The organism is uncultured Cyclobacterium sp. (genome assembly GCF_963977555.1).
Classification (GTDB): domain Bacteria; phylum Bacteroidota; class Bacteroidia; order Cytophagales; family Cyclobacteriaceae; genus Cyclobacterium.
Window position 1 is genome coordinate 1 of record NZ_CAXBPD010000025.1, and the last position, 24,366, is coordinate 24,366.

Sequence of the window (24,366 nt, forward strand, 5' to 3'; positions counted from 1 at the left end):
GAATCTGGACTGGGTTTTTATAGATTAGATTGTCTGAGTTTTTCAGCAGACCCTAGATACAGTTAGTTTTTGAACCAGAACCTTCTCCAGAGGTGATTTATTTGTGAATTCAATGGCTAAGCTCATAGACCTAAAAGCTTGTCAAAATCCTTGGGATCAAGGAAAGCACCTTTTTTGAGTTTAAGCATCAGGCCAAGGGAATTTTCCCTAAAACTGATACCGATTAGCCATAGCCGTAGAAATCTTTGATTTATTCTTGAAAAAATAAGAAATAAAGTCTTCCGGTAAGGTCAGGTGTACATACACTTCATCATAGAAATGTAAGGAGGCAGAGAATATCATGGTTTTCATTTTGTGTAATCGAAATCGAAGTGGGCCTTCTTCAAACTTCATTTGCATAACCTCCGTGTCAGCTTCTCCATTTAAATACCGCATCCAAATGTGATTGTAGCCAAGTTCTTCCAGGTCTGAAAGATTTTTAATTTTATATCGGTCTATAAATTCGTGAAGACTTTCCTCTTCTGTAAACAAACAAAAACTAAAATCCGATTCTTCACCTTCAAAACTGTATTCAGATGAAATCGAACCCCTGATATAATGAATATAAAGCCCATTGCTAGTTTCTAATCCGGGACTTTGGGAAGAAAGATATTGTCCAAATTCTTCAACGGTCATTTTAGGGTTTTTAATAAAAGGGAGGAATTATTCATTTAGATTTATGATTAAAAACCTTCGAGGTTTTATAAACCTCAAAGGTTACTTCCCAATACAAAACTTACTAAAAATATTCGCAAGCAAGTCATCAGTGGTGATCTCTCCGGTGATCTCACCCAAGAAATACAAGGAGCGTCGGATGTCCATGGCCAGAAAATCGTTTGTAACTTCTTCGTCCAATCCTGTTAATACATCTAGCAGGGATTGACGGGTTCGAGTGAGGGAATCGTAGTGGCGAATATTGGTAACGATGGTGTTTCCAGTTCTGAATTTATCCAGGTTTACCAATTCAAGTATCCGGCTAGTTAAAGATTCCAGGTTTTCTTTCTTTCCTGCAGAAATAAAAATAGTGTCAGGATAGACCTTTTTTAAATCACTGATAAATAAAGGATTGGCCTTATCTACTTTATTGGCTACTTTAAGGAAAGGAATACCCATATTTTCCAGTTTATTGATGTCTTTGCTGATCTCTACCATGTCTGTATCTCCCAGATCAAATAGATAAAGGATCAATGAAGCTGCCTTCATTTTTTCATGCGTTCGACTAACGCCCATGGCTTCGAGCACATCAGTGGTTTCTCTAATCCCAGCCGTATCGGTAAACCTGAAAATTACGCCTCCGATGTTGATTTCATCCTCTATAAAGTCACGGGTGGTGCCAGCGATATCGGATACAATGGCTTTTTCTTCCTTGAGTAAGGCGTTGAGTAGGGTGGACTTACCTGCATTTGGTTTACCCGCAATTACGGTGGGTACCCCATTTTTTATGACATTGCCCAAGTCAAAGCTGCTGATCAATTGTTCCACAACCCGGAGCAATTTTTCTACAAGAATCCGCAAATCGTCTCTACTGGCAAATTCTACATCCTCCTCTGTAAAGTCCAGTTCCAACTCTATCATGGAAGCAAAATGAATCAACTCTGTTCGAAGACTGGCAATCTCTCCCGAAAACCCACCCCGCATTTGGTTCATGGCTGCCTGATGAGAGGCTTCGGAATCACTGTGAATTAGATCGGCAACAGCTTCTGCCTGGGCCAGGTCAAACTGTCCATTTAAAAAAGCGCGTTGGGTAAATTCGCCGGGTAGGGCAGGGCGGGCCCCCTTTCTGACTAGCAATTTTATTACCTGATTGATAATATAAGAGGAGCCGTGGGTAGAGATTTCCACCACGTTTTCTTTGGTAAATGACTTAGGCGCAATGAATAAGGAAACAAGCACTTCATCGATCACCCGCTTTTCATCCCTAATGGTGCCAAAATGAATCGTATGGCTTTCTTGCTCCTCCAGGTCTTTTCCGTAAAAAACCTGGTTGGCAAGTTTTAGAGCATCCTTGCCGGAAAGCCGAATAACAGCGATGGCTCCTACACCTTGAGGGGTGGCCAGGGCAATGATGGTGTCTTCTTTCTGACTAAAATGCTGTGCCATTAATGATTGAAATTTTCAAGTAAAAGTTTAAGTGAACTCACAAAGTCATCCGCTTCTCTATAGCCAGGAAGTTGGGTAATGTTTTCCATGGCAGCATCCATAATAACAAAGTTTGGGTAAGAATTAACTTTCATTGAATAAGCCATCTTTTGTCCGGTATATTCTTTACCCTTGAATTCAAACTTCTTTTTCCTGTCTTCCGCATTTAGCTTTACGGCGTAAAAATTTTCATTTACATAGGCGATGACCTTTGGATCTGTAAAAGTATTTTTATCCATTTTCTTACACCAGCCGCACCAGTCGGTGTACACGTCCACAAGTATCATTTTGGGTTCCTCTGCCGTTTTCTCGATGACTTCCTCAAAACTATGCCATTCAATTGAATTCTGGGCTTTGGACAATTGCTGAACAAAAACCAGCAACACGATTAATCCTATTACTTTTTTCATGGTTTTCTCAATAAATTTTTTCTTCGAGCTATTTTTTCTTAGATCGACTATTCGGTCAAAATGCAAATAGCTGTCAATTTCCTAAATGAAGGAACCTTATATAACGAACAACTGCCAAGCTAAGATTCACAAGAACCTATAAAGGTTAAATTCGGTTCCATCCGATTAAGAGGGATGGAGCATAACCTGAATATTGCCTGCGACTTCTTTGGAGACGAAAACTTTTTTTTGGTTGTCGATGAACAATTCCTGAGAGCCATCATAATCTGTTTTTTCCAGCACAAGCACCTTTGCACCAATATAGATCCCGACTTTGTCCAGGTATTTTAAAAAGGCCGCGCTGCTATCGCTAACAGAAACGATTTTCCCGCTTTGCCCAACTGGTACTTCCTGTAATAGGATTCTAGGCTTGCTACTTAATTCTCCAAATTCATCTGGGATCGGATCTCCATGTGGATCGAATTTGGGAAATCCCAAGTATTCATCCAGACGACGGACCAGCAGGGGAGCCTTCACATGTTCCAGTTCTTCTGCGATGGCACTGACCTCATCCCAACTGAATTTTAATTTGTCCACCAAAAACACCTCCCACAAACGGTGCCTTCTAATAATGTGAAGCGCTCTTTTTCTGCCTTCTTCTGTAAGGCTTACGCCGTAGTACTTGCGGTAATCGATCAACTCTTTTTCCGCGAGCCTCTTGAGCATGTCACTTACTGATGCTGCCTTGGTATGGACCGCTGCAGCGATCTCATTGGTCGATACCTTGTCCAGCCCCTCTGCGAGCAGGTCGTAAATGGTTCGCAAATAATTTTCCTCAGCTGGACTTAAGCCTATCATAATGTGAAATTTTCACAAATATATAATTTAGACTTGTCTAAAAAAATATTTAATTTCAATCTAAATCACTTGTGGATAACTGTGTTCTTAACTTTTTCCAAAGTTTAGATTAGTTTATAAAAAATTTTAGACTTGCCTAAAAAATAGCTAATGCATTATTATACAGTTATTTATGATCAATAAAATTGTCATAATAAATAAAATACGCTTGAAATAGGCGAATTGGAAAAGTACAATTGAGACTTTTTACTTAGGTGAAAAACCCTAAATATTTTGAATTAGGTGTTGAAGTTTTTTACTTTCTACCTGCCAATCAATACTTGCATCGGGCGGAAACTGGTAGAAATCAAGATTTAATAGGGTTTTCCACACGTTTAATGCGTTCTCTTTGGCTGAAAAATCAATGCACATTCCTGCGGGATACTTATCCACAATGGTTTTCCACAGGGGATTGTCGGCCATGAGAATCACCTTTTGTGAGGCAATTCCTTCATAGAGCTTGGTAGGGATCTTATCCTTTATACTTGGCAGTTGTAGGTAGGGCAATAACAGTACATCTGCTAGTTCTATTTTCTCCTGAATGAAACTTGCAGGCAATGGGTTTTGGGAAAGCTCAAGTTTTATCCCTTTAATGGCACCGTAATTTTGAGCCAATTCCTCAGCAAAATCCTTCATGGGGCAATGCCCTACTATTGTTAATTTTGACTTTTTTAGGTATTTATTAAGTTGCAGGAACCAATTAATGGCAGGAATAACCCCATACACAGGCGTAATGGTGCCACTGATGATAAAGTGGGGAGCACCTGGATTCAAGAGTGGGAAAGAAGGCTTAAAAAGGGCAGGAATAGCCGCTTTATTTTCTATTACTGTGTGTTTATTAATGGCGGGCATTTCAGAAACGTAACATTGCTCAGCGAATAGGTAATGATCAATTGCATGTTGACTGAACTTTTCTGAAATTTTAACCATTGATATACCCAAAATACGCCCTAAAGGAGGCAATGTTTGGTTGTATACTAGGTTTTTGACGTAGTTTTCCTGAACATCATAGATAAGTCGGTAGGAAAGCAACCATTTGCCTATTGTGGCTACTGGCAGCAGCTCAAAAGTAGTCACAATGACGATCGCCGGTTTTATTTTAAAAAGCTGTTTGAGGAACTTAAAAGGAACTAATAAGCGAGCTGGATGCGTTCTCGGGCCGGAAAAAATTTCAATAAGTCGTATATTTTTGACCTTAGGCGTTTTTTTTGTTGAAAACCCTATGATGTTAAGGTCGTATTTATTTGTTTCACGAATTGAAAATCCCAGCTTATACAGCATTCTGGAATCATCCAAAGGTTTGAGTACAGAAGCTATTATGAGGGGGACTTTTTTAGGCATAAAATCGAAAAATCAAACTAAGCTAATATTAAATTTATGGATTTACAGCATATTATTGAAAAAGCCTGGGACAACAGGGAGCAATTAAATGAAAAAGACGTTCAAATAGCAATTAAAACGGTGATTGCTGACCTGGACAATGGTAAACTTAGGGTCGCAGAACCCAATGAAGATGGATCCTGGAAAGTAAACGATTGGGTAAAGAAAGCTGTAATCCTGTATTTTCCGATCCAAAAAATGAGAACAATAGAGGTAGGACCTTTTGAGTTTCATGATAAAATGGCCCTTAAAACCAATTATGCTAAGCAGGGAATTAGAGTGGTTCCTCATGCAGTAGCAAGATATGGCGCGTTTCTTGCAAGAGGTGTTGTGATGATGCCTTCCTATGTAAACATCGGTGCATATGTAGACAGCGGAACCATGGTAGATACCTGGGCTACTGTTGGCTCTTGTGCACAGATTGGTAAGAATGTTCACCTTAGTGGTGGCGTAGGAATAGGAGGCGTCTTGGAGCCTATTCAAGCAGCACCTGTTATCATTGAAGATGGTGCTTTTATTGGATCCAGGGCTATCATAGTAGAAGGAGTAAGAATAGGTAAAGAGGCTGTCATAGGGGCAGGTGTTACCCTTACTGCAAGTTCTAAAATCATTGATGTTACTGGCGATGAGCCAATTGAGTACAAGGGTTATGTTCCTGAAAGATCAGTAGTTATACCAGGAACCTTAAATAAAAAGTTTAAGGCAGGAGACTACCAAGTTCCTTGTGCATTGATCATCGGTCAAAGAAAAGCTTCAACTGATTTAAAGACTTCTCTCAATGATGCCCTCAGAGATAACAGTGTAGCAGTCTAATTTCAATTTATTTTATGATTTCAATTAAAAACCTATTTGGCATATTTCTGTTAGCCTTTTTATTTGTGGCTTGCGGTGGCGGTTCTTCTAATAAGGGAGATGCGTTTTACAATGATGGGCAGTACCAAGAAGCAATTGTGGCTTACACCAGCTACTTGAAAAACAAGCCTAATAACGTTAAAGTACTGTACAATAAAGGCAGGGCACATGAAGAGCTGGATGATTTTCAAAAGGCAGAAGAAAGCTTTAAGGAAGCTTTGAAGCAAGATGCTAATAACACCCAGATTCTTTTGAGCCTTTCTAATTTGTACCATAATAACGATAAGCCAGAACTGGCACTTATGTATGCGGACAATGCTGTTTCCGTCTCTGGTGCGCCAGCAATGGCCTATTTCCTTAAGGCAAGGTCTATGCACAAGCTAGGCAATGTAAAAGAGGCTTTAAGAGAATACAATACCGCCATCAAAATGAGCCCAACCAATGGACAGGCCTATTATTATAGGGGAATGCTTTATGCAGCCACTGACAAAATAGGAAATGCTTGTAAGGATTTTAAAGCAGCTGTTAAGAATGATTACCAGCCAGCAAATGAATTAATTAAAAAATACTGTAAATAAGCATTACGCTCACAACAGTATTCTCCAAAAGGCCTGAATAAATCAGGCCTTTTTTTGTGTCTTGGAGCTACTATTATAGGTGCAGAAAATTGAAGTTTTTATTGACCAGTAGTCGATCTTTTGTTAAGGTATTTTATCCCGAAAGCGAATTTTCCTTCATAGTATACCAAGTCCATTTTTAAGCTGTCTTCATTTTAATTTAGAGCAAGGCCTTGGATAAGCTCCTCGTTTATAGTATTTTGAATAGGGGTTAATTTAATTGACTTTAAGTCTATAGCAGTTACTCAATTTCTTTAAACTCAGTTCAATAGAATTGAACGGCTGTATACTTTCTGTAACTTAACCTATAAAAACATTAATTATCCTGCTTTATAAAGTATTTCCTAATGATGATTGTTATGCACTCGATCATTTAACTTAGCTAGCTTGGTACAGCATTTAAAGACAATAGGGTAACCATCTTACTTATCAATTTTGCCGTTATCCACAGCTCGGAGCAGGTAATAGGAGCTAAAGCAAATTGCAGCAACTACTATTTAAAATGATTGAATTCAGTTCAATACGATTGAATCATCGTCATAAACCCAGGTAGTGTCAATAGTTAGTAATGATCTATTTCAGAGGTCTATTCCTGTGGAAATTGTATTTTCTGATTCTTCAATACCCACTGAAAATGCGAGGTAAAAATAAATTTTAAATTGTTAAATGAAATTCTAAGACCCTGATAAAAAAGTAAGTAGGACAGTTAATTTGGATTCATACCAATTTTAATCTTATAATTCTCATAACAGACTTACTGAAATTAGCAAAACGATCAATGGCGTTAGAAACAAAAAAGGTTATTTTTCAGGCGCTGTGTGGTCGCATAGCTCTTCGGTAAGGGTATGTCCTGATCCTGCGCATACAGGACAAGTATCTGTTTCAACCAAAGTTCCATGACAAGAAGTACAGGTTAGCCTACCTTTTCCCGAGCAACGCTCACATTCAAAGTACTCTATGATATTGAAGACATTTTTCTTGGTCACCATGCCATCTCCGGCGCATCTACTACATCCAATGACACCATTGCCTCTACATAGAGAGCAAGCCTGCTCGGTTTTTCCTTCACCATGGCAGGTTTCACAGGTACCATATCTGTAACCCCTTGCGTCACAATACTGACAAGAAGCGATTTCTTCCAATGGTTGTATCAGATCTGTTTGTAATGCTTTGGCTTGTTTGTAATAAGAACCTTTAAAACCGTTTAGATCGAGGTATTTATTCACAAAACTATTACTGTTATGGTACTGCCCTAATTCATACAAGGTTCTGGAAAACAAGTAAGGCATATCAGGAGGAATAGGTTGGTTGCTATTGATGATATTCCTAAATATCCCATTGGCCTTCTCAAAATCTCCCTTATCCATAGCTGCTGAAGCATTTTCCAACATCGCAGAGGTGGCTCCTAAATTTGGGCCTGATTGGGCACTTGATCTGACAGGATTTAGTATTCCAAAGACTGCTAGTAGCAATAAAAGTAATAGATAAGTGCTCTTTTTCATTGTTATTATTTCTTCTGAATGGCAAAGTAAATACCTTTCAGGTAATATTCAATTCTCATGTAAAACTTTAATGTTTTTTAACGAGAATTCAGATGATTCAGGCATTTGTAATAGCGTAATGCTGCCCATACAGCCTGAAATATTTATAAGCTCATGTACCTTTTACTGTTTCATTCAAAAAAAATAGCCTTAATTATTATTCTTTTTTCCGAAAAATTGTAACTTTTGATGAGGTCAAAAAGAAATAATATAGGTGAATTTCATTTTTTTTATAAGTAAACATTGAATTAAATTGTATTATTTAATGATAATTATGGGTTATTATTGTAAATATTTTATAAATATTATTAAAAGGCTAATAATAATATAATTATTTACCTATTAAGCTTGTTTTAATACGATATTGTCCGATGATTTATTCTTAATTATATTCTATTATAGTGCTATGATACAAAATCATGGTATCTAGGGATAAAATGAAAAAACATCAATCAAATGTTTGATGTGTCATTGAGAAGAAAGAAATTATCTTAGTTGAATTAGCTATTTTTATAGCCTATCTGTTAATTAATGAATGAATGCGTAATTGTTGCTGGAACAGTTTTTGTATAAGAAAAAAATATTAATTGTTCCTCTCTTATATAAGTTTGTCGTAAGGATCTTTAGCCTTACCACTGACCGACTTACAAAAATCATGTTTATTTTTGAAGTACAAAATAAACTTATAAATTACAGGTTCAAATTCTAATTCACATAAATAAAATACATATGATTTCATCATTATTAGAAAACCTATCACCAGAATTAATTTCAGGCTTGACAGAAAAATTTGGCTTGGATCAAAGCAAGGCTTCAGAAGCAGTTAGCACGACCAAAAACAGTTTGTTTGAAAGTTTAACAAAAGAGGCAACTGGAGGAAATTTTGATGGAATACTTGGAATGCTTAATACAGGTAGCGGTTTGACTTCCAATCCTATGTTTAAAAGTATCTTAGGAAACCTTACTGGTAGTTATGCATCTAAATTGGGCCTTTCTCCTGAAATGGCCATGTCTATAGCTTCTTTTGTATTACCTAAAGTTATTTCCGCTATCTCTAGTTCAAAAAGTGGAGACATAGACAAATCTGATTTGGTTTCCATGCTAGGCCAATCATCGGGTAAAGCCATAGCAGACAAGGCTTCAGACTTACTTAAAGGTGGTTTAGGCGGTTTGTTCAAGTAAAACTTTATTCATTTAACTTAATTATATCAATATGTCAAATTCTATTAGCAAAATTGAGGGAATAGGCCCGGTAAATAAAGAAAAGCTTTCTGCAGCAGGAGTGATCACTGTTGAGAATTTACTGGAAAAAGGAGCTGGAAAAAGTGGACGTAAAGAGATTGCCGCCGCGAGTGGTATAGATGAAAAAATAATTTTGGATTGGGTGAACATGGCCGATTTGTTTAGAATCAAAGGCATTGCCAGTCAATTTGCAGAACTGCTTAAAGCTGCTGGCGTAGACACCGTCAAGGAATTGCGTACTAGAAATGCGGAAAACTTACATCAAGCATTAGTGAGTACGAATGAAGCCAAAAATTTAACCAATGCAGTGCCAGCACTTTCAAAAGTGACGGATTTTATAGCGCAGGCCAAGAGCTTGGATCCTGTAGTGACCCACTAATTCAAGAAAACTTTGCCCTAATAGTGTGTTGTAGCACCCAAAGGTGCAAACTTCATTTTGGGTTAGACCTTAATGTGATTTATTGGATCGCATTAAGGTTTTTTTATATTAACGACAAAATTGATGGAACAATTAGAGAAGTTCAAAGCGCATATTAACCTTGGTTATACTTTTAAAAAAGATTCCTTCATCCTGGGAACAGGTATGTTGGATAAAATAGCACTCAATGGTGCCCAAGTTAAAATTCCTCTTAAAACCCTAAACAGGCATGGCTTGATTGCTGGTGCTACAGGGACTGGCAAAACCAAAACCCTTCAAGTAATCGCCGAACAACTTTCAATGAAAGGAATTCCTTCCGTTCTTATGGACCTCAAAGGTGATTTGACAGGATTGGCTTGCCCAGGAACCAACAATGAGCACATTGAAAAAAGGTGTGCAAGCATTGGTATTCCCTATGAAGCAACTGGCTTACCTGTGGAATTAATGTCTATAAGTCATGAAAAAGGAGTTAAATTAAAAGCAACTGTATCTGAATTTGGACCAGTACTGATGGCTCAGATCCTCGACCTAAACGATACCCAGTCTGGTATCTTGTCCTTGGTTTTCAAGTACTGTGACATGAAACATCTTCCATTACTGGACTTGATGGATCTTAGGAGTATTTTGAAATATACAATCAATGAAGGAAAAGAAGAAATTACCAAGGAATTTGGAGCGGTTTCCTCTAGTTCTGTCAATACCATTCTTAGGAAAATTATTGAATTAGAGCAACAGGGAGCGGATAATTTTTATGGAGAACGTTCTTTTGAGGTAGAAGATTTTGTCAGACAAGAATCCGGTAAAGGGGTTGTTTCTATAATAAGATTGACAGACATACAAAACAGACCCAAGCTATTCAGCACTTTTATGTTGAGCTTGCTATCTGAAATTTACGAGACATTTCCTGAGCAAGGTGACCAAGAGGCTCCCAAGCTCTGTCTATTCATTGATGAAGCACATTTGGTTTTTTCAAATGCCAGTAAAGACCTTTTAGAAAAAATTGAAGCCATCGTAAAGCTTATACGTTCTAAAGGTGTCGGCATCTTTTTTTGCACCCAGAGTCCCACGGATGTTCCAGACGAGATTTTAGGACAATTAGGCCTAAAGGTGCAACATTCCTTGCGCGCATTTACTGCCAAGGACCGTAAAGCCATAAAAAATGCTGCTGAAAATTACCCCATATCTTCCTTTTATGATACGGCTGAGATTTTGACTGCCATGGGGATAGGCGAAGCATTGGTGACGGTATTGAATGAAAAAGGAATTCCGACTCCTCTTGTTCATACCCTTTTGAGGGCTCCAGTATCAAGAATGGGTATTCTAAGTCCTGAAGAAATTGACTTACAGGTAGGCAAGTCCCGCTTGATAAAAAAATACAATGAGCCGATTAATAGGGAAAGTGCTTTCGAGATGTTAGAAGAAAAAATTAACAATGCAGCTCCTGAGAAGGAAGAAATGAAGGCACCTTCCAAAAGTCAAAGAAAAGCTTCAGCTGCTAAAGAGGTGGGATTTTTTGAATCCCTAAGTAAGAACACCATGGTCAGACAACTTGGAAGAACATTTTTTAGAGAATTGACCAGGGGAATTATGGGTTCTTTGACCAATAAAAAAAGATAAATAGGAGGCTGATTCAGTAAGGTGGGAAAATTAAAGGTTGGTATAGTAGGAGGTGGTGCCTCCGGTTTTTTTGCTGCCATTCAAGCAGCTAAGAATGGTGCAGAAGTTTATTTATTTGAAAAAAGCAGTAAAGTGCTGTCAAAAGTATTGGTTTCAGGGGGAGGAAGGTGCAATGTAACCAATGGTGCCAGTTCTACCTCCGAGTTTTTAAAAGGGTATCCCCGAGGAAACAAGTTCATGAAAAAGGTTTTCCGAAGCTTTAATCCTAAGGATACTGTTTCCTGGTTTGAAAGCAGAAGGGTACCATTGAAGACCGAGCAAGATGGCAGGGTATTTCCTGTAAGTGATAGGTCCTCAAGTATAGCAAATGTTTTACAAGAAGAGGCTCAATCTTTTGGAGTTAAGGTGGTTTACCAATTTGGTGTTCAAGAGGTAAAAGTGGTCCATGGTAAGTTTTTACTTCAATCTACCGATGACAATTGGGAAGTGGATAGGTTGGTAATCTGCACAGGAGGAAAACCAAAAAAAGAGGGCTATACCCTTGTAGATCAGCTTGGGCACAGTATAAACCCACCCATTCCATCGCTTTTCACTTTTAATGCCCCTTCTTCAGAAATCATTTCACTTAAAGGATTAAGTGTGCCTGATGGGCATATTCGATTTGAAGGCAGTCAGTTACAATATTCTGGCCCGATATTGATTACCCATTGGGGAATTAGTGGTCCTGCAGTTTTAAAGCTTTCTGCATTTGGTGCAGCATGGCTCCACGAAAACCATTATGAAGCGACAGCACTTATAAAATGGCAAACCGATTTTACAGAAGATGGCCTAAGAACGGAGCTGTTAAATTTTAAAGGTGCGCATCCATTAAAGAAAATATCCAAAAATCCTCTTTTCGGATTGCCGGGAAGATTGTGGGAATTTCTTATTGAGAAAGCAGAAATTGAACAAGAATTAAAGTGGGAGGCTATAAATAAGAAAAAAATCAATAAATTAATTGAAAATTTATTCAGATTTTCTTTAAAAATCTCAGGAAAAACTACCTTTAAGGAAGAGTTTGTTACTGCTGGTGGGGTATCACTTAATGAGATAAACCCTAATACGATGGAAAGCAAGTTGGTTAAAGGATTGTTTTTTGCAGGTGAGGTCATTGATGTTGATGGAATCACTGGAGGGTATAATTTTCAAGCAGCCTGGAGTACAGGATTTTTGGCTGGAAATGCGTCAAGTTTAACTGGGCAATAGGATTTTATATTTTTTCAATGGTATCGATGTAATTACTTTAGCAAAAATCAATCTACTTAGAAAATAAACCGCTGAAAATCTTGTGTTTAGTATAAAATAGTAACAATTGACTAATTTTTGTAAGGATTCCATTTCGTAGTAGTAGTTCTATTGCCTATATTGGTTTCAACTAAATAACAATTATGGAAGGTAATTTTATTAATATTGATTTTAAAAAAATCGAGGAAATGGTAGAAGATGATTTAGTTTTCCGAAACCAATTGTTGGATGCCATAGAAATTGCAGTTGAAGAATTAGAAGGGGCTTATATCAAAGGCATTGGTGAGGAAAACTTAGAATGCATAAAGCAAGCAAGACATAAAATAAAGCCTACTTTAAGTCTGTTTGGTTTAAAAAGGCTTACCAATATTTTGTCTATAGGCAAGAAAAAGTTGGCTGAAGATGGTTTTGTCAATGATATGGATGCTCATGTGAAGGAATTTAAGGAATGCACCCAATCGGTTCTTTTAGAAGTTAGGAATTACAGATAAAGTTCATCCTTCATTAGAAAGAATGACACAAAGTTCCAACGTTTTTTTATCCAATAGTATATACTCGATTGGCGCTTGCTTAATTACATATCAATAGGCGCATTAAAATTTTAAACTTTTTGCAATGCAAGTTCACTAATTTTATCTGCTATGGACAGTGCACTGGTAGCTGCAGGAGAGGGAGCATTGATTACATGAACAGCTTTAGCAGTTTCCTGAATAGCAAAATCATCCAATAATCCACCTTCCCTATCACAAGCCTGGGCGCGAACACCAGCTCCACCTGATACAAGGTCAGAAGGCAAAATTTCGGGAATCAATTCTTGTAATGCTTTCGTAAATGCCGCCTTAGAAAATGACCTTTTGTATTCTCCTAAACCAGTTTTCCAATATTTACCGGCTACTTTTTGTAAGCCTGGCCAGGTAACAGCATCCAAAAATTCTCTTAGGTCAAAGTCGGTTTTTTTATACCCTTCTTTTTTGAAGGCCAATACCGCATTAGGTCCAGCTTCCACACCCCCTTTTTGCATCCTAGTAAAATGAACGCCTAGGAAAGGGAAATTGGGGTCCGGCACAGGATAAATCAAGTTCTTTACCAAGTACTCTCGGTCCTTTTTGATCTTATAATACTCTCCCCTAAATGGAATGATTCGAATGGGAAGAGGATCTTTTTCAAGCATTCCCGCTACCTTATCTACATAGAGTCCTGCGCAATTAATAACCACTTTAGTAGAGATTTCAGTACTTGAAGTATTAATGGTGATGATGCTATTTATGTCTTTAATATCCAGTACTTTATGATTAAATAAAACAACCCCTCCTAAGGCTGCAAAGTTTTTTTCGTAGGCCATGGCCACTCGCTTATAATCCACTATTCCTGTTTGAGGAACGTGCAAAGCACCCACTCCATTACAGTGTGGTTCAAGCTCTTTAAGTTCTTCCATCGAGATAGAACGAACGCCTTCAAGTCCATTTTGCAAACCTCTTTCAAGCAGGCGGTTCAACTGTGGCAATTGATCCTCTTTGGTGGCAACGACAACCTTACCTGTAATTTCAAATGGCAAGTCATTTTCTTCACAGAATCGAATCAATTGATGGTATCCATCAATACAATTTTTGGCTTTTAGACTTCCAGGAGCATAGTACAATCCCGAATGGATCACCCCACTGTTGTTACCTGTTTGGTGGCTTGCTACCTCTGGTTCTTTCTCCAAAATAACCACTTTCAATTCAGGTCTTTGCTCTTTAATTTTTAAGCCTGTGGCCAATCCAACGATTCCGCCGCCAATAATTGTAATATCGTAAAGCATAATTCTATTTTCTTAGAGAACAAATATACACAGTAGATTGATATATCTTTTCTGAAGCTTTTATTTTACTTTTCTTAAATGCGTAGCGATTGCTTTTAGGGGGGTTATAGACAACTACCAATTGTCATCTTCTTCGGGAGCTTGATGTTCTTTGTCCTTGTATGCTGAAAAATAATCGGGATTTTTCTCTGCAATGATTAAATTCGGACTTTGTAGTAAATCATTGATCTCCAGCAATTTTTCATAACCAGGCTCTTGTATATGAGCCGGTACTTTAAACAACCTGGGATCGTCTTTTTTTAGTTTACCTTCTTCTGTAAACAAGTAGGGCCATAGCGTTTTGGAGCAAGAATAGGCGATATAATCTACAGGGTATTTGTCGAGGTAACTTGAAAGTTTTTCATTAATATCATTGAAAAACTTTTCTGAAGCTTCTAGTCTTACTCTTGAACCAGCCCTTGATTTTCCTTTGGTTTTCAAATATTTAATTTGACTTTTACCCTGCTTCTTTCTAACCATATAAGCCCTAATGACCTTATGCTCTGTATTCGTACCTTCTTCAAAATAGCCTAATGCAGCAGTTCCAGACCTAATCAGGAATACAACCCAGTTCTTTTCAACTTTGGTGACCCTATTCGTCTCGGTATTAAAGGACAGGGTAAAAGGTAGCCACAAGTCTCCAATTATTTCTTCCCCATCATAAATGCGAAGTTTATGCCTCGGAATATCATAGGTCAGGTTTAGCTTTCTTGCTAAAATCCAGTCTAAAAATTTCTCAATGTTATTTATAATCATCAATTAAAATAGAAAACGTTTTTTAAGCTATTATGCTTGCGCATTCATTCGGGATAAAAGGAGCAACTTACTATTGGTTTAACCTCGAAATTCCTTTCAAATTTAGACATAAAGATTACATACTGGGTTGATTTTATGCACCGATTTTTGTTCTTTTAGTAATTTACCGTAAATATACAATTGGTTTGCCGCTGTATAAGCTGTTGAATACTTACATTATCACTTTTTAGTGATATAACCCAAAATAGATACCTATGAATATTGCCATGCTTGGTTCGGGATTTATTGCCCGTTTTTATGCCGATACACTCCATGCCCAGAGAAGGTTGGATAGAATAATTAGTGTTTATTCCAGAAATGAGGATAATGCCAAAAGATTTGCCAAGGACTATGGGTTGGACACTTATGGTTCATCTATGGAAGAAATCATCAACAACGATAAGATAGATATCGTAATTATTTCTTTGCCTAATCACTTGCATGAAGGAGCTGTAATGGCTTGTGTGGCAGCGGGTAAAGCAGTGTTATGTACCAAACCGCTTGGTAGAACGGCCAAAGAAGCTAAAAGGATGCTTGATGCTGTTGAAGAAGCAGGTGTTTTTGCGGGCTATTTGGAAGACCTTTGTTATACACCTAAGTTTTTAAAGTCCGTAGAAAGTGTGAATGCGGGAAGCCTAGGTAAAATATTGTGGACCAAATCGAGAGAAGCCCATCCTGGCCCTCATAGTGATTGGTTTTGGGACAAGGAACAATCAGGAGGCGGAGCTATTATAGACCTTGGATGTCATTGTGTCGAAATAGGAAGGAATTTTATTGGTAAATCAGTCCGTCCTGTGGAAGTGATGTGTTGGGCAGATACCCAAGTGCATCCTATAGCTGCTGAAGACCATGCCATTGGCTTGGTAAAGTATGAAAATGGAGCCATTGGTCAGTTTGAAGTAAGTTGGACTTTCAGAGGTGGGATGGATTTAAGGGATGAAGTGATGGGAACAGAAGGAACGATTTGGTTGAATAGTTTCCTGCGAACAGGTTTTGATATGTTCACAACAGGAAAAGGAGCGAAGTACATTGCTGAAAAGGCGGAATCAGATTCAGGATGGCTGTTTCCTGTAGGAGATGAAGCACATGAACTTGGTTATCCACACATGTTTACAGACATGTTTGAAGCCATTGAGAAAGGGACAGTTCCCAGGGAAACTTTTTATGATGGGTACATTGTCAATGCCATTTTAGATGCAGCATTTTTGTCAGCCAAAAGTAAACTTTGGGAACCTATAATTATAGCGGACTGGAGAGGAGATGCCAATCAAGAAGGGAGAAAAAGTTATACTAATTATGATGATGAATATTTTCTGATCAAAAAAGAAACGCTAACTAATGGAGATGAGAAGCTTATCCTAAAACACAAAGAAACAGGGAAAGTAATTCAAAAGACCTCTAAAGCTTAACCATTTATATGCCCATTTCGCTATCAGTATAATATCAGGTGTAATTTAAAAAAACACAGCCTGCAAAGCCTAGTTTTTGTATTATTTAGGTTATTATTGCGCTTTATATTAAATATTTTATTTATTACTGGTCAAATGCCCCTCATATAATTTTGGCGGCAAGGGAAATTTATCATGCGGAAAAGTTTTATTTTATTATTAGTTATCCTTTTTGCCATTCCTGGAATGGCGCAAAAAATCAATGATGCTTACAGGTTAAATATAAAAAGAGCAAGTTCTCCTGTCTTGATAGATGGTGTAGTAGACGAGCAGGCTTGGGCAGATGCCGAAGTAGCCAAAGATTTTTACATGATTCTCCCTATGGATACCAGTTATGCAGAGGTGAAGACAGATGTAATGATGACCTATGATGAGGATCGAATTTACCTTTTGGTGATCAACTACCATGGAGAAAATGATCCCTATTATGTAGAATCTTTGCGTCGTGATTTCTCATTTGGTAAAAATGACAACTTCTTACTTTTCATGGATACCTTTGATGATCAGACCAATGGTTTTTCTTTTGGAGCCAACGCCGCAGGTGCACAGTGGGATGGAATCATGTATGGAGGAGGTAGTATAGATTTAAGCTGGGACAATAAATGGGTTTCTAAAGTCCAAAATTACGCTGATAAATGGATTTTTGAAGCCTCTATTCCTTTTAAATCTATAAGGTATAAAAAAGGTATCAAGGAGTGGGGGATCAATTTCAGTCGAAATGACCTAAGGTCAACTGAGAAATCTTCTTGGGCACCCGTTCCTCGTCAGTTTCCTTCTGCTTCTCTTGCCTATACAGGCATATTGGTTTGGGATGAAGCGCCCCCAGAACCAGGCATGAATGTTTCTGTTATTCCTTATGTAATGGGCGGCATGGTAAAAGACAATGTCAGAGAATTGCCGTCAGATTATCAGAATAGAGTAGGGGTAGACGCTAAAATAGCAATCAGTTCTTCTTTAAACCTTGATTTGACAGTCAATCCAGACTTCTCACAGGTGGAAGTAGATCAACAAATTACCAATCTTGATCGCTTTGAATTGTTTTATCCTGAACGCCGACAGTTTTTCCTGGAAAATGGAGATTTGTTCTCTAGTTTTGGTTATGAAACGATCCGTCCTTTCTTTTCAAGGCGAATTGGCCTGAATGCACCCATTCAGTTTGGCGCGCGACTTAGTGGTAAAATCAATAAGGACTGGCGTATTGGAGCCATGAACATGCAGACTGGGGAAGTCGGTGAAACGAATACTCCGGGCCAAAATTACTCTGTTTTGGCAGGTCAGAGAAGGATAGGGCAAAGGTCAAATATTGGGGCTATTTTTGTAAATCGCACCAATATAGGAGCATTACCTACAGGCGGTGACAATCCTGGTGATCCCATCGCCAGCTATAATAGAAATGCAGGTTTAGAATACAATCTTGCATCTTCCAATGGCAAGTGGGCCGGAAAGGCTTTTTTCCTTAAATCCTTTAGTCCCTTAAAATCAAATGAAAGTGCGGTACATGCTGCGAATATCAGGTACCTGGGTGGAAATTTGATTTGGGAATGGAAACATGAGTACGTGGCGCCAAATTACCTTGCAGAGGTAGGGTACGTCCCTAGAAATGGTTATTACAGAATCAACCCGAATGCTTCCTATCTGTTTTTCCCTAAAAGCAAGTTGATACTTCACCATGGGCCAACGATTAATACATCCCTGTTTTATGACATGGAAATGGAACAAACAGACAATATTACTGAACTTTCTTATGGCATTAGGTTTAGGAGCCAAAGTATTTTGACCGCAAAATACGCCTATAACAACATCGTATTGCAGCGGCCTTTTGATCCTACCAATTACAGTCAATTTACACTGGATGCCTATACGGAACACCAGTGGAATTCTTTTGGAATGGAATACATTTCAAAGCCACAAAGCCTTTTCACTTATACCTTAACCTCTCAATATGGAGGCTACTTTGCTGATGGTGAACGTTTCAATATAGCAGGTCAGCTAGGGTATCGTTTTCAACCTTATGTAGGCCTTTCTATTACAGGTAATTACAATAAAATAGATTTGCCTGAACCTTGGGGCAATACCAAATTCTGGTTAGTAGGCCCAAGGGTCGATGTGACCTTTACCAATACCTTGTTCTTTACCGCTTTTGGTCAGTACAATGAACAAATAAATAATATTAACCTTAATACTAGGTTCCAATGGAGATTTAAACCTGCATCGGACCTTTACCTGGTATATACCGACAATTATATACCTGCGCCATTCTATGTTAAAAATAGGACGCTGGCATTGAAATTCACTTATTGGTGGTCTTTATAAAAGCTATTGGGAGTTACCAGGGAGTAACTCCCAATAGCTTTTTACCTAAAGGGCTGAGTTCCGCTTTTGGGTACTTGATTTGTTCCCAATTTCTGGGGTCTCCAGGAAAAGCATAGCCTTCAGGAGAAATGCTATTTTTCCAGGAAGAAATTCTCCAGTCCCTCATCTCTTCATTGTCCTCTTCTGCAGGCATCATTGATATGTATTGTGCCATTCTTACTTTATTTTCACTGAGGTTTGGCCGGATACCATGGGGAAGTTTGCTGTTGAAGATCAATAAGTCCCCTTCCATTAGCTTTACTTTTGTGAGCTCAAACCCACTTGTGTCAGGTTTAAAATGATCTCGATCTTTCGGTTGGTCTTTTTTCCAGCTTTCGTAAGTCCGGTAAAGCTCAGGTATACATTGAAAGCCACCTACAGTTGTATCATCCTGATCGTTTAAAGCCACAAGGCCTTGAACGTTTTGAGGATTGGTTTCAGGATCGTAATCCCAATGGATAAATCCCTTGAACTCAAATCCAGGTCTGGAAGGCAGGTTTAGATTGGCTCGGTCTATGGTTACCCACAGGTTTTCCATGCCCCAGATGTCTGAAAATGCTTCATGGACTCTCGGATACTGCCGTACATCCCATAAATATTGGTGATTGTAAACTTCTACCATTCCACTGTTGGTTAGCTCTTTCATTTCCATTTCTTTGGATTCCTTGGCATACCAGGTGGAAATGTCGGCGGGATCTTTCTCTTCAAATTCCCATAGCATTTTAGAGACCTTCGCTGTCAGGTTTTTTGGTACGGCTTGCCGAAGGATCACATAACCATTTTGTACCCAGAAGTCCCAGTCTGATTCTGTTAATACTTTTAATGGCAAGCCATTGGACCTATCGTTTAAATGATGTTTGCTTGAATAAGCAGTAGAAGGATTGCCTGGTATCGCTTTGATGTTTTTATTTTTGGTCATAGTGATTTATTGCTTTACAAACCTTTTAATAAGATAGCATTTTTAACCTTATTCCACAATATCGCAATGGGAGTTTCCAAATTTCTTAGCCTGATCTGCCTATATTTCCATTAATATAATTTAGTTTTAGGTTGACTAACGCAATGCTTACTTTTAACTATGATACCTAAACCCACGAAGCTAGCCTATCAACAACCCATAGGCATTTGCTTATTCCTCTTACTCAGTATTTTTTCAAACAGTACTTTAAAAGCACAGAGTAGTGCTTCCATATACCACGGCCTTTTAAAGCTTAAAGAAACCAAAAGGATCCTGTATGTAGCAGCTCATCCAGATGATGAAAATACGAGGTTGATTGCTTACCTGGGCAATGAGGAAATGGCTGAAGTGGGCTACCTCTCCCTTACTAGAGGAGATGGTGGTCAAAACCTAATTGGAAAGGAGCTGGGTATTGAACTCGGAATGATTCGTACCCAAGAATTATTGAAAGCCAGAGAGACAGATGGAGGTAGACAGTATTTTACCAGAGCCATTGATTTTGGCTACAGCAAAAATCCAGATGAAACTTTAAATAATTGGGATCGTGAAAAACTTTTGTCAGATGTGGTTTGGGTAATTCGAAAATTCCAACCTGATATCATCATTACCAGATTCAACACCACACCTGGAATCACCCATGGTCACCATACCACATCAGCTATAATTGCTGGAGAAGCCTTCAAAGTTTCTGGCGACCCATCCGTTTTTCCTGAGCAATTGAACAAAGTAGAACCATGGTCAGTCAAAAGGATCTTTTGGAACGCTTATACCTGGGGAGGCAAATATGAGCCCAAGCCGGATAAGCAATTTTATGAATTCCCAGTAGGTAAATTCAATCCATTATTGGGAATGAGTTATTCAAAAATAGCTGCTGATAGTCGAACCATGCACAAATCCCAAGGATTTGGCGCCACTGCCGATATCGGAGAAGGAACTGATTTTATCGAATTCACAGCTGGATTGTCTTATACCAAATCACCTTTTGAGAACATAGAGGAAAGATGGAAACAATTGGCTAATGGGGAGATCATCACTCAGAAGATAGCGGCCTTGGTTGACAGTTTTGATTTTGTTGAACCAGCCAATAATGTCGGACAGTTAATCGAAATCAGAAAAGAACTGAATAAAGTTCAAGAGAATTTACCCTGGGTCAATGACAAGCAAATACTTATCAATCAATTGATATTGGAAGCAATTGGCTGGAAGGCCTTGTTTCTATCTGACACGGAATTGAATTATCCTGCGGGGCGTATAAGCGGAAAAATAATACTCAATCAAGTCACTGAAAATCAAATAAACTTAAATTCTTTCCGTGTTTTCGACCAGACCTTTCCCTTGGAAGTGCAGTTGGCCAATAATAAGGCAATTGAGAAAGATGTTTCCTTTGAAATTCCATCGGATCATATAAATTCACAACCTTATTGGCTAAGGAATGAACCTGAAGAAAACCTGTATACAGTTACAGATCAAGAGATGATTGGCAAGCCTTACAATGCGCCAACCGTTGAAGGTAATTTATCCTTTACTTTAAAAGGGGAACAATTTGAATTAGCCATCCCTCTTCAATACCGCTACAATGATCGGGTAAGCGGAGAGATTGTTCAGCCATTTAAAATAGTTCCTGAAATTGCTGTAGAAGTAGTGCAAAACAATGTTTTTTTATTGAATAATACACCAGCAATCCTGGACGTATTTGTAAAGTTTGGTAATGACATAAAAGAGGGACAATTACATATTGAAGGATTAACTGATTCAGATTTTAAAATAGAGGATAAAACAATAGATGAGAAAAATAAGATTATTCATTATCATATAGGTTTGAAGAAAATAAATGGTGAAGAGAAATCTTCTCATAAAGTTTACTTTGAAACTGCGAATGGTGAGGTATTTCAAAAAGACACCAAACGTATACTATACACCCATATTCCTAACCTTAGCTATTTCCCTGATGCCACTTTTAATTTGATTAGGCTTAACATGGAAGTTAGCAATCAAACCATAGGTTACATTCAGGGTGCAGGAGATGATGTTCCAGGAATTCTCAGGAATTTAGGATATGCTGTTGAAATAATTGATGACATTCAGTTGGGATCAGATTTATCAAAATACAAAACGATCATTTCAGGAATTAGGGCTTTTAATGTGAATCAAGCGCTCGCCATAAATAGGGATGCTTTGATGCAGTATGTTAAAGCAGGGGGAAACCTTATTGTTCAATACAATACTAGTGCTTCACTTTTGAGCAACGAGTTTGGGCCTTATCCAATGACCTTGTCCAGAGACCGGGTGACGGTAGAAAATTCCCAAGTTCAAATTTTGCTTAAAAATCATCCTGTCCTTAATAGTCCCAATAAGATTGGTCCTATAGACTTTGAAGGTTGGGTACAGGAGCGAGGTTTGTATTTCCCCGGTAGCTGGGATGACCATTATCAAACACCGCTATTGATGCAAGATCCTGACGAAATAGCTTCAAAAGGAAGTCTTTTGCTTACTGATTTTGGCGAAGGCACTTATACCTATTCAGGAATTTCCTGGTTTAGACTCCTGCCAGCAGGTGTACCTGGAGCGATCAAACTGTTTGTCAATTTAATTGAACAAGGTAATGAAGAATAGTAAGGAATTTCAAAACTGGAACCGCTTGTATTGGCTTCAAATAGTGGTTTTGGGAGTTATAATTGCTGCTTTGTATTGGTTAACTAAACATTTTTCATGAGTTACCTTGATTGGACTATTTTATTTGGAACCCTGTTGCTCATAGCTGGATATGGGATTTATAAAACGTACGGGCCAAAGGACATGGACAAATATATCCGTGGTGGCAATGACATGAATTGGCTTACCATTGGTTTGTCAATAATGGCCACGCAAGCCTCTGCCATTACCTTCCTGAGTACGCCTGGGCAAGCTTATTCTGACGGCATGCGGTTTATTCAGTTTTATTTTGGCTTGCCAGTAGCCATGATATTTATTTGCATGTTTTTCCTGCCCATTTATTACAAACTTAAAGTCTATACTGCCTACGAATTTCTAGAACAAAGATTTGACCTAAAGACAAGGACTTTGACCGCCAGTCTATTTCTGGTACAGAGAGGATTAGCAGCAGGTATTACCATCTATGCCCCCTCCATTATATTGTCTACACTTTTGGGCTGGAACCTTACTTTTACCAATATTTTTATTGGTTTTATTGTGGTAATTTATACCGTATCTGGTGGTACGAAGGCTGTTTCGGTGACCCAAAAGCACCAGATGACGGTGATGATGGGAGGCATGGTCTTGGCTGGAATTATCGTTGTTCAAATGATACCGGTAAGTTTTACGGAGGCCTTGCATGTGGCAGGTAAAATGGAAAAGCTAAATATTGTCAACTTTGAATTTGATTTGTCTGATAGGTATAACTTTTGGTCTGGATTTACAGGAGCCTTATTCCTATTCCTTTCCTATTTTGGCACAGATCAATCACAGGTACAGCGGTATTTGAGTGGGAAGACCCTAAAAGAGAGTAGAATGGGGCTTATGATGAATGGCTTTTTAAAGGTACCTATGCAATTTATCATCCTTTTTATTGGGGTGATGGTATTTGTGTTTTACCAATTCTTTCAACCTCCCGTTTTCTTTAATACCATACAATTAGATAAGTTAAAGCAAAGTGAATATGTACACGAATTCAATGATTTGGAAAAAGAGTACACGAGTATCTTTGAAAGCAAAGGAAAGAGTATCGATGGCTTACTGGGAGCCATTGAAAAGGAGGACCAGGTAGCTGTTGATCAATATACGGAAGCCATTGGTGGGCATTCTAAAGCGCAAGAAGAAGTGCGGGAAAAGGTCAAGGATTTGATTGTAAAAAATGATCCATTGGCAGAAACCAGAGATACGGATTATGTTTTTATGCGATTTGTTATGGATTACCTCCCTCAAGGAGTAATTGGATTGCTTTTCGCGGTGATATTTAGTGCGGCCATGTCCTCCACTGCATCAGAGTTGAATGCCCTTTCCTCTACTACAACTATTGACATTTACAGAAGGTCCATATATAAGGATAAAAGCTCCCATCATTACATGAAATCATCTAAATGGTTTACAGTACTTTGGGGTGTATTTGCGATTCTGTTTGCTACTTATGCTACCTTATTTGAAAACCTTATTCAGGCCGTCAACCTTTTAGGCTCTCTATTTTATGGGAGTATATTAGGGATATTTATGGTAGCCTTTTTTATGAAATGGATAGGAGGGCGAGCTGTATTTATTGGGGCCATCATTACCGAAATACTTATTCTTACACTTCATTATTTTAATGGGAAAACGATAGGAAACCTCAGCATTGATATAGGGTTTTTATGGTACAATGCGATTGGCTGCTTGTTGGTTATGGTGATTGCGGCTATTTTGAACTTGTTTATTCCAAAGCAAGAAAAACTTATTAATTCATAAAGAGTAGGTTAAGCACAGGTTCAATACAAAAGAGAAATACCTGATAGAGGTCAATTTGAAAAACTCAAAGCTTATTATAGATTAGGAGTTTTAGCTATCATATAAAAAACCAGGGGGTAATGTT

Annotated in this window: 20 protein-coding genes; 11 read left to right on the plus strand and 9 right to left on the minus strand. The window is 38.2% G+C overall.

Features of this window, described 5'->3' with window-relative positions; genetic code table 11:
- Positions 1-207: 207 nt before the first annotated feature.
- The 5 genes from AAC073_RS22405 to AAC073_RS22425 form a co-directional block, all read right to left on the minus strand.
- Complete coding sequence (locus AAC073_RS22405) at positions 208-675, minus strand: hypothetical protein (protein WP_339926057.1); 468 nt, start codon at positions 673-675, stop codon at positions 208-210.
- 81 nt (positions 676-756) lie between these two features.
- Entirely contained in the window at positions 757-2,139 is a 1,383-nt protein-coding gene (gene mnmE, locus AAC073_RS22410) for a tRNA uridine-5-carboxymethylaminomethyl(34) synthesis GTPase MnmE (protein ID WP_339926058.1), read from the minus strand.
- Positions 2,139-2,588, minus strand: coding sequence for a DUF255 domain-containing protein (locus AAC073_RS22415; RefSeq protein WP_339926059.1), 450 nt, complete (start codon positions 2,586-2,588; stop codon positions 2,139-2,141). The genes mnmE and AAC073_RS22415 overlap by 1 nt, the downstream gene beginning before the upstream one ends.
- A gap of 165 nt (positions 2,589-2,753) precedes the next feature.
- On the minus strand, positions 2,754-3,425 hold the full coding sequence (locus AAC073_RS22420; protein WP_339926060.1) for a metal-dependent transcriptional regulator: 672 nt from the start codon (positions 3,423-3,425) through the stop codon (positions 2,754-2,756).
- 264 nt (positions 3,426-3,689) lie between these two features.
- Positions 3,690-4,805, minus strand: a complete 1,116-nt coding sequence (locus AAC073_RS22425) for a glycosyltransferase (protein WP_339926061.1) — start codon at positions 4,803-4,805, stop codon at positions 3,690-3,692.
- Between the two features lie 36 nt (positions 4,806-4,841).
- Between AAC073_RS22425 and AAC073_RS22430 the strand changes: the two genes are divergently transcribed.
- Both AAC073_RS22430 and AAC073_RS22435 read left to right on the plus strand, forming a co-directional pair.
- On the plus strand, positions 4,842-5,657 hold the full coding sequence (locus AAC073_RS22430) for a 2,3,4,5-tetrahydropyridine-2,6-dicarboxylate N-succinyltransferase (RefSeq protein WP_339926062.1): 816 nt from the start codon (positions 4,842-4,844) through the stop codon (positions 5,655-5,657).
- A gap of 14 nt (positions 5,658-5,671) precedes the next feature.
- On the plus strand, positions 5,672-6,274 hold the full coding sequence (locus tag AAC073_RS22435) for a tetratricopeptide repeat protein (protein ID WP_339926063.1): 603 nt from the start codon (positions 5,672-5,674) through the stop codon (positions 6,272-6,274).
- 839 nt (positions 6,275-7,113) lie between these two features.
- Here AAC073_RS22435 and AAC073_RS22440 read toward each other — a convergent pair.
- Complete coding sequence (locus AAC073_RS22440; RefSeq protein WP_339926064.1) at positions 7,114-7,815, minus strand: molecular chaperone DnaJ; 702 nt, start codon at positions 7,813-7,815, stop codon at positions 7,114-7,116.
- 768 nt (positions 7,816-8,583) lie between these two features.
- Here AAC073_RS22440 and AAC073_RS22445 point away from each other — a divergent pair.
- From AAC073_RS22445 to AAC073_RS22465, 5 genes are all read left to right on the plus strand, one after another.
- Complete coding sequence (locus AAC073_RS22445; RefSeq protein WP_339926065.1) at positions 8,584-9,036, plus strand: DUF937 domain-containing protein; 453 nt, start codon at positions 8,584-8,586, stop codon at positions 9,034-9,036.
- 31 nt (positions 9,037-9,067) lie between these two features.
- Positions 9,068-9,475 (plus strand): DUF4332 domain-containing protein, encoded by a 408-nt coding sequence (locus tag AAC073_RS22450; RefSeq protein ID WP_339926066.1) that lies wholly within the window; start codon positions 9,068-9,070, stop codon positions 9,473-9,475.
- A gap of 123 nt (positions 9,476-9,598) precedes the next feature.
- A complete protein-coding gene (locus tag AAC073_RS22455; RefSeq protein ID WP_339926067.1) occupies positions 9,599-11,131 on the plus strand; it encodes a helicase HerA-like domain-containing protein in 1,533 nt (510 codons plus the stop codon).
- A gap of 21 nt (positions 11,132-11,152) precedes the next feature.
- Positions 11,153-12,376 carry an NAD(P)/FAD-dependent oxidoreductase gene (locus AAC073_RS22460; protein WP_339926068.1) on the plus strand — a complete coding sequence of 408 codons (1,224 nt, stop codon included), beginning with the start codon at positions 11,153-11,155 and terminating at the stop codon, positions 12,374-12,376.
- Between the two features lie 182 nt (positions 12,377-12,558).
- Positions 12,559-12,906: a hypothetical protein gene (locus tag AAC073_RS22465; RefSeq protein WP_339926069.1), complete on the plus strand. Its 348-nt coding sequence runs from the start codon at positions 12,559-12,561 to the stop codon at positions 12,904-12,906.
- Positions 12,907-13,016: 110 nt separating this feature from the next.
- Here AAC073_RS22465 and lhgO read toward each other — a convergent pair whose 3' ends face one another.
- The gene (gene lhgO / locus AAC073_RS22470) at positions 13,017-14,216 is read right to left on the minus strand and encodes an L-2-hydroxyglutarate oxidase (protein ID WP_339926070.1); all 1,200 of its coding nucleotides are present in this window, start codon (positions 14,214-14,216) and stop codon (positions 13,017-13,019) included.
- A 114-nt stretch (positions 14,217-14,330) separates the two neighbouring features.
- The gene (locus AAC073_RS22475) at positions 14,331-15,011 is read right to left on the minus strand and encodes a hypothetical protein (RefSeq protein ID WP_339926071.1); all 681 of its coding nucleotides are present in this window, start codon (positions 15,009-15,011) and stop codon (positions 14,331-14,333) included.
- Positions 15,012-15,265: 254 nt separating this feature from the next.
- Here AAC073_RS22475 and AAC073_RS22480 point away from each other — a divergent pair, with 254 nt between their 5' ends.
- Entirely contained in the window at positions 15,266-16,459 is a 1,194-nt protein-coding gene (locus AAC073_RS22480; protein ID WP_339926072.1) for a Gfo/Idh/MocA family oxidoreductase, read from the plus strand.
- Between the two features lie 174 nt (positions 16,460-16,633).
- Positions 16,634-18,811, plus strand: coding sequence for a DUF5916 domain-containing protein (locus tag AAC073_RS22485; protein ID WP_339926073.1), 2,178 nt, complete (start codon positions 16,634-16,636; stop codon positions 18,809-18,811).
- A gap of 13 nt (positions 18,812-18,824) precedes the next feature.
- Here the strand turns inward: AAC073_RS22485 and AAC073_RS22490 are convergent, their stop codons facing one another.
- Positions 18,825-19,769 carry a phytanoyl-CoA dioxygenase family protein gene (locus AAC073_RS22490; RefSeq protein ID WP_339926074.1) on the minus strand — a complete coding sequence of 315 codons (945 nt, stop codon included), beginning with the start codon at positions 19,767-19,769 and terminating at the stop codon, positions 18,825-18,827.
- Between the two features lie 159 nt (positions 19,770-19,928).
- On the opposite strand from AAC073_RS22490, the gene AAC073_RS22495 reads away from it, so the two are divergent.
- Positions 19,929-22,421, plus strand: a complete 2,493-nt coding sequence (locus AAC073_RS22495; RefSeq protein ID WP_339926075.1) for a PIG-L family deacetylase — start codon at positions 19,929-19,931, stop codon at positions 22,419-22,421.
- A 96-nt stretch (positions 22,422-22,517) separates the two neighbouring features.
- Positions 22,518-24,242: a sodium:solute symporter gene (locus AAC073_RS22500; protein ID WP_339926076.1), complete on the plus strand. Its 1,725-nt coding sequence runs from the start codon at positions 22,518-22,520 to the stop codon at positions 24,240-24,242.
- Positions 24,243-24,366 lie beyond the last annotated feature (124 nt).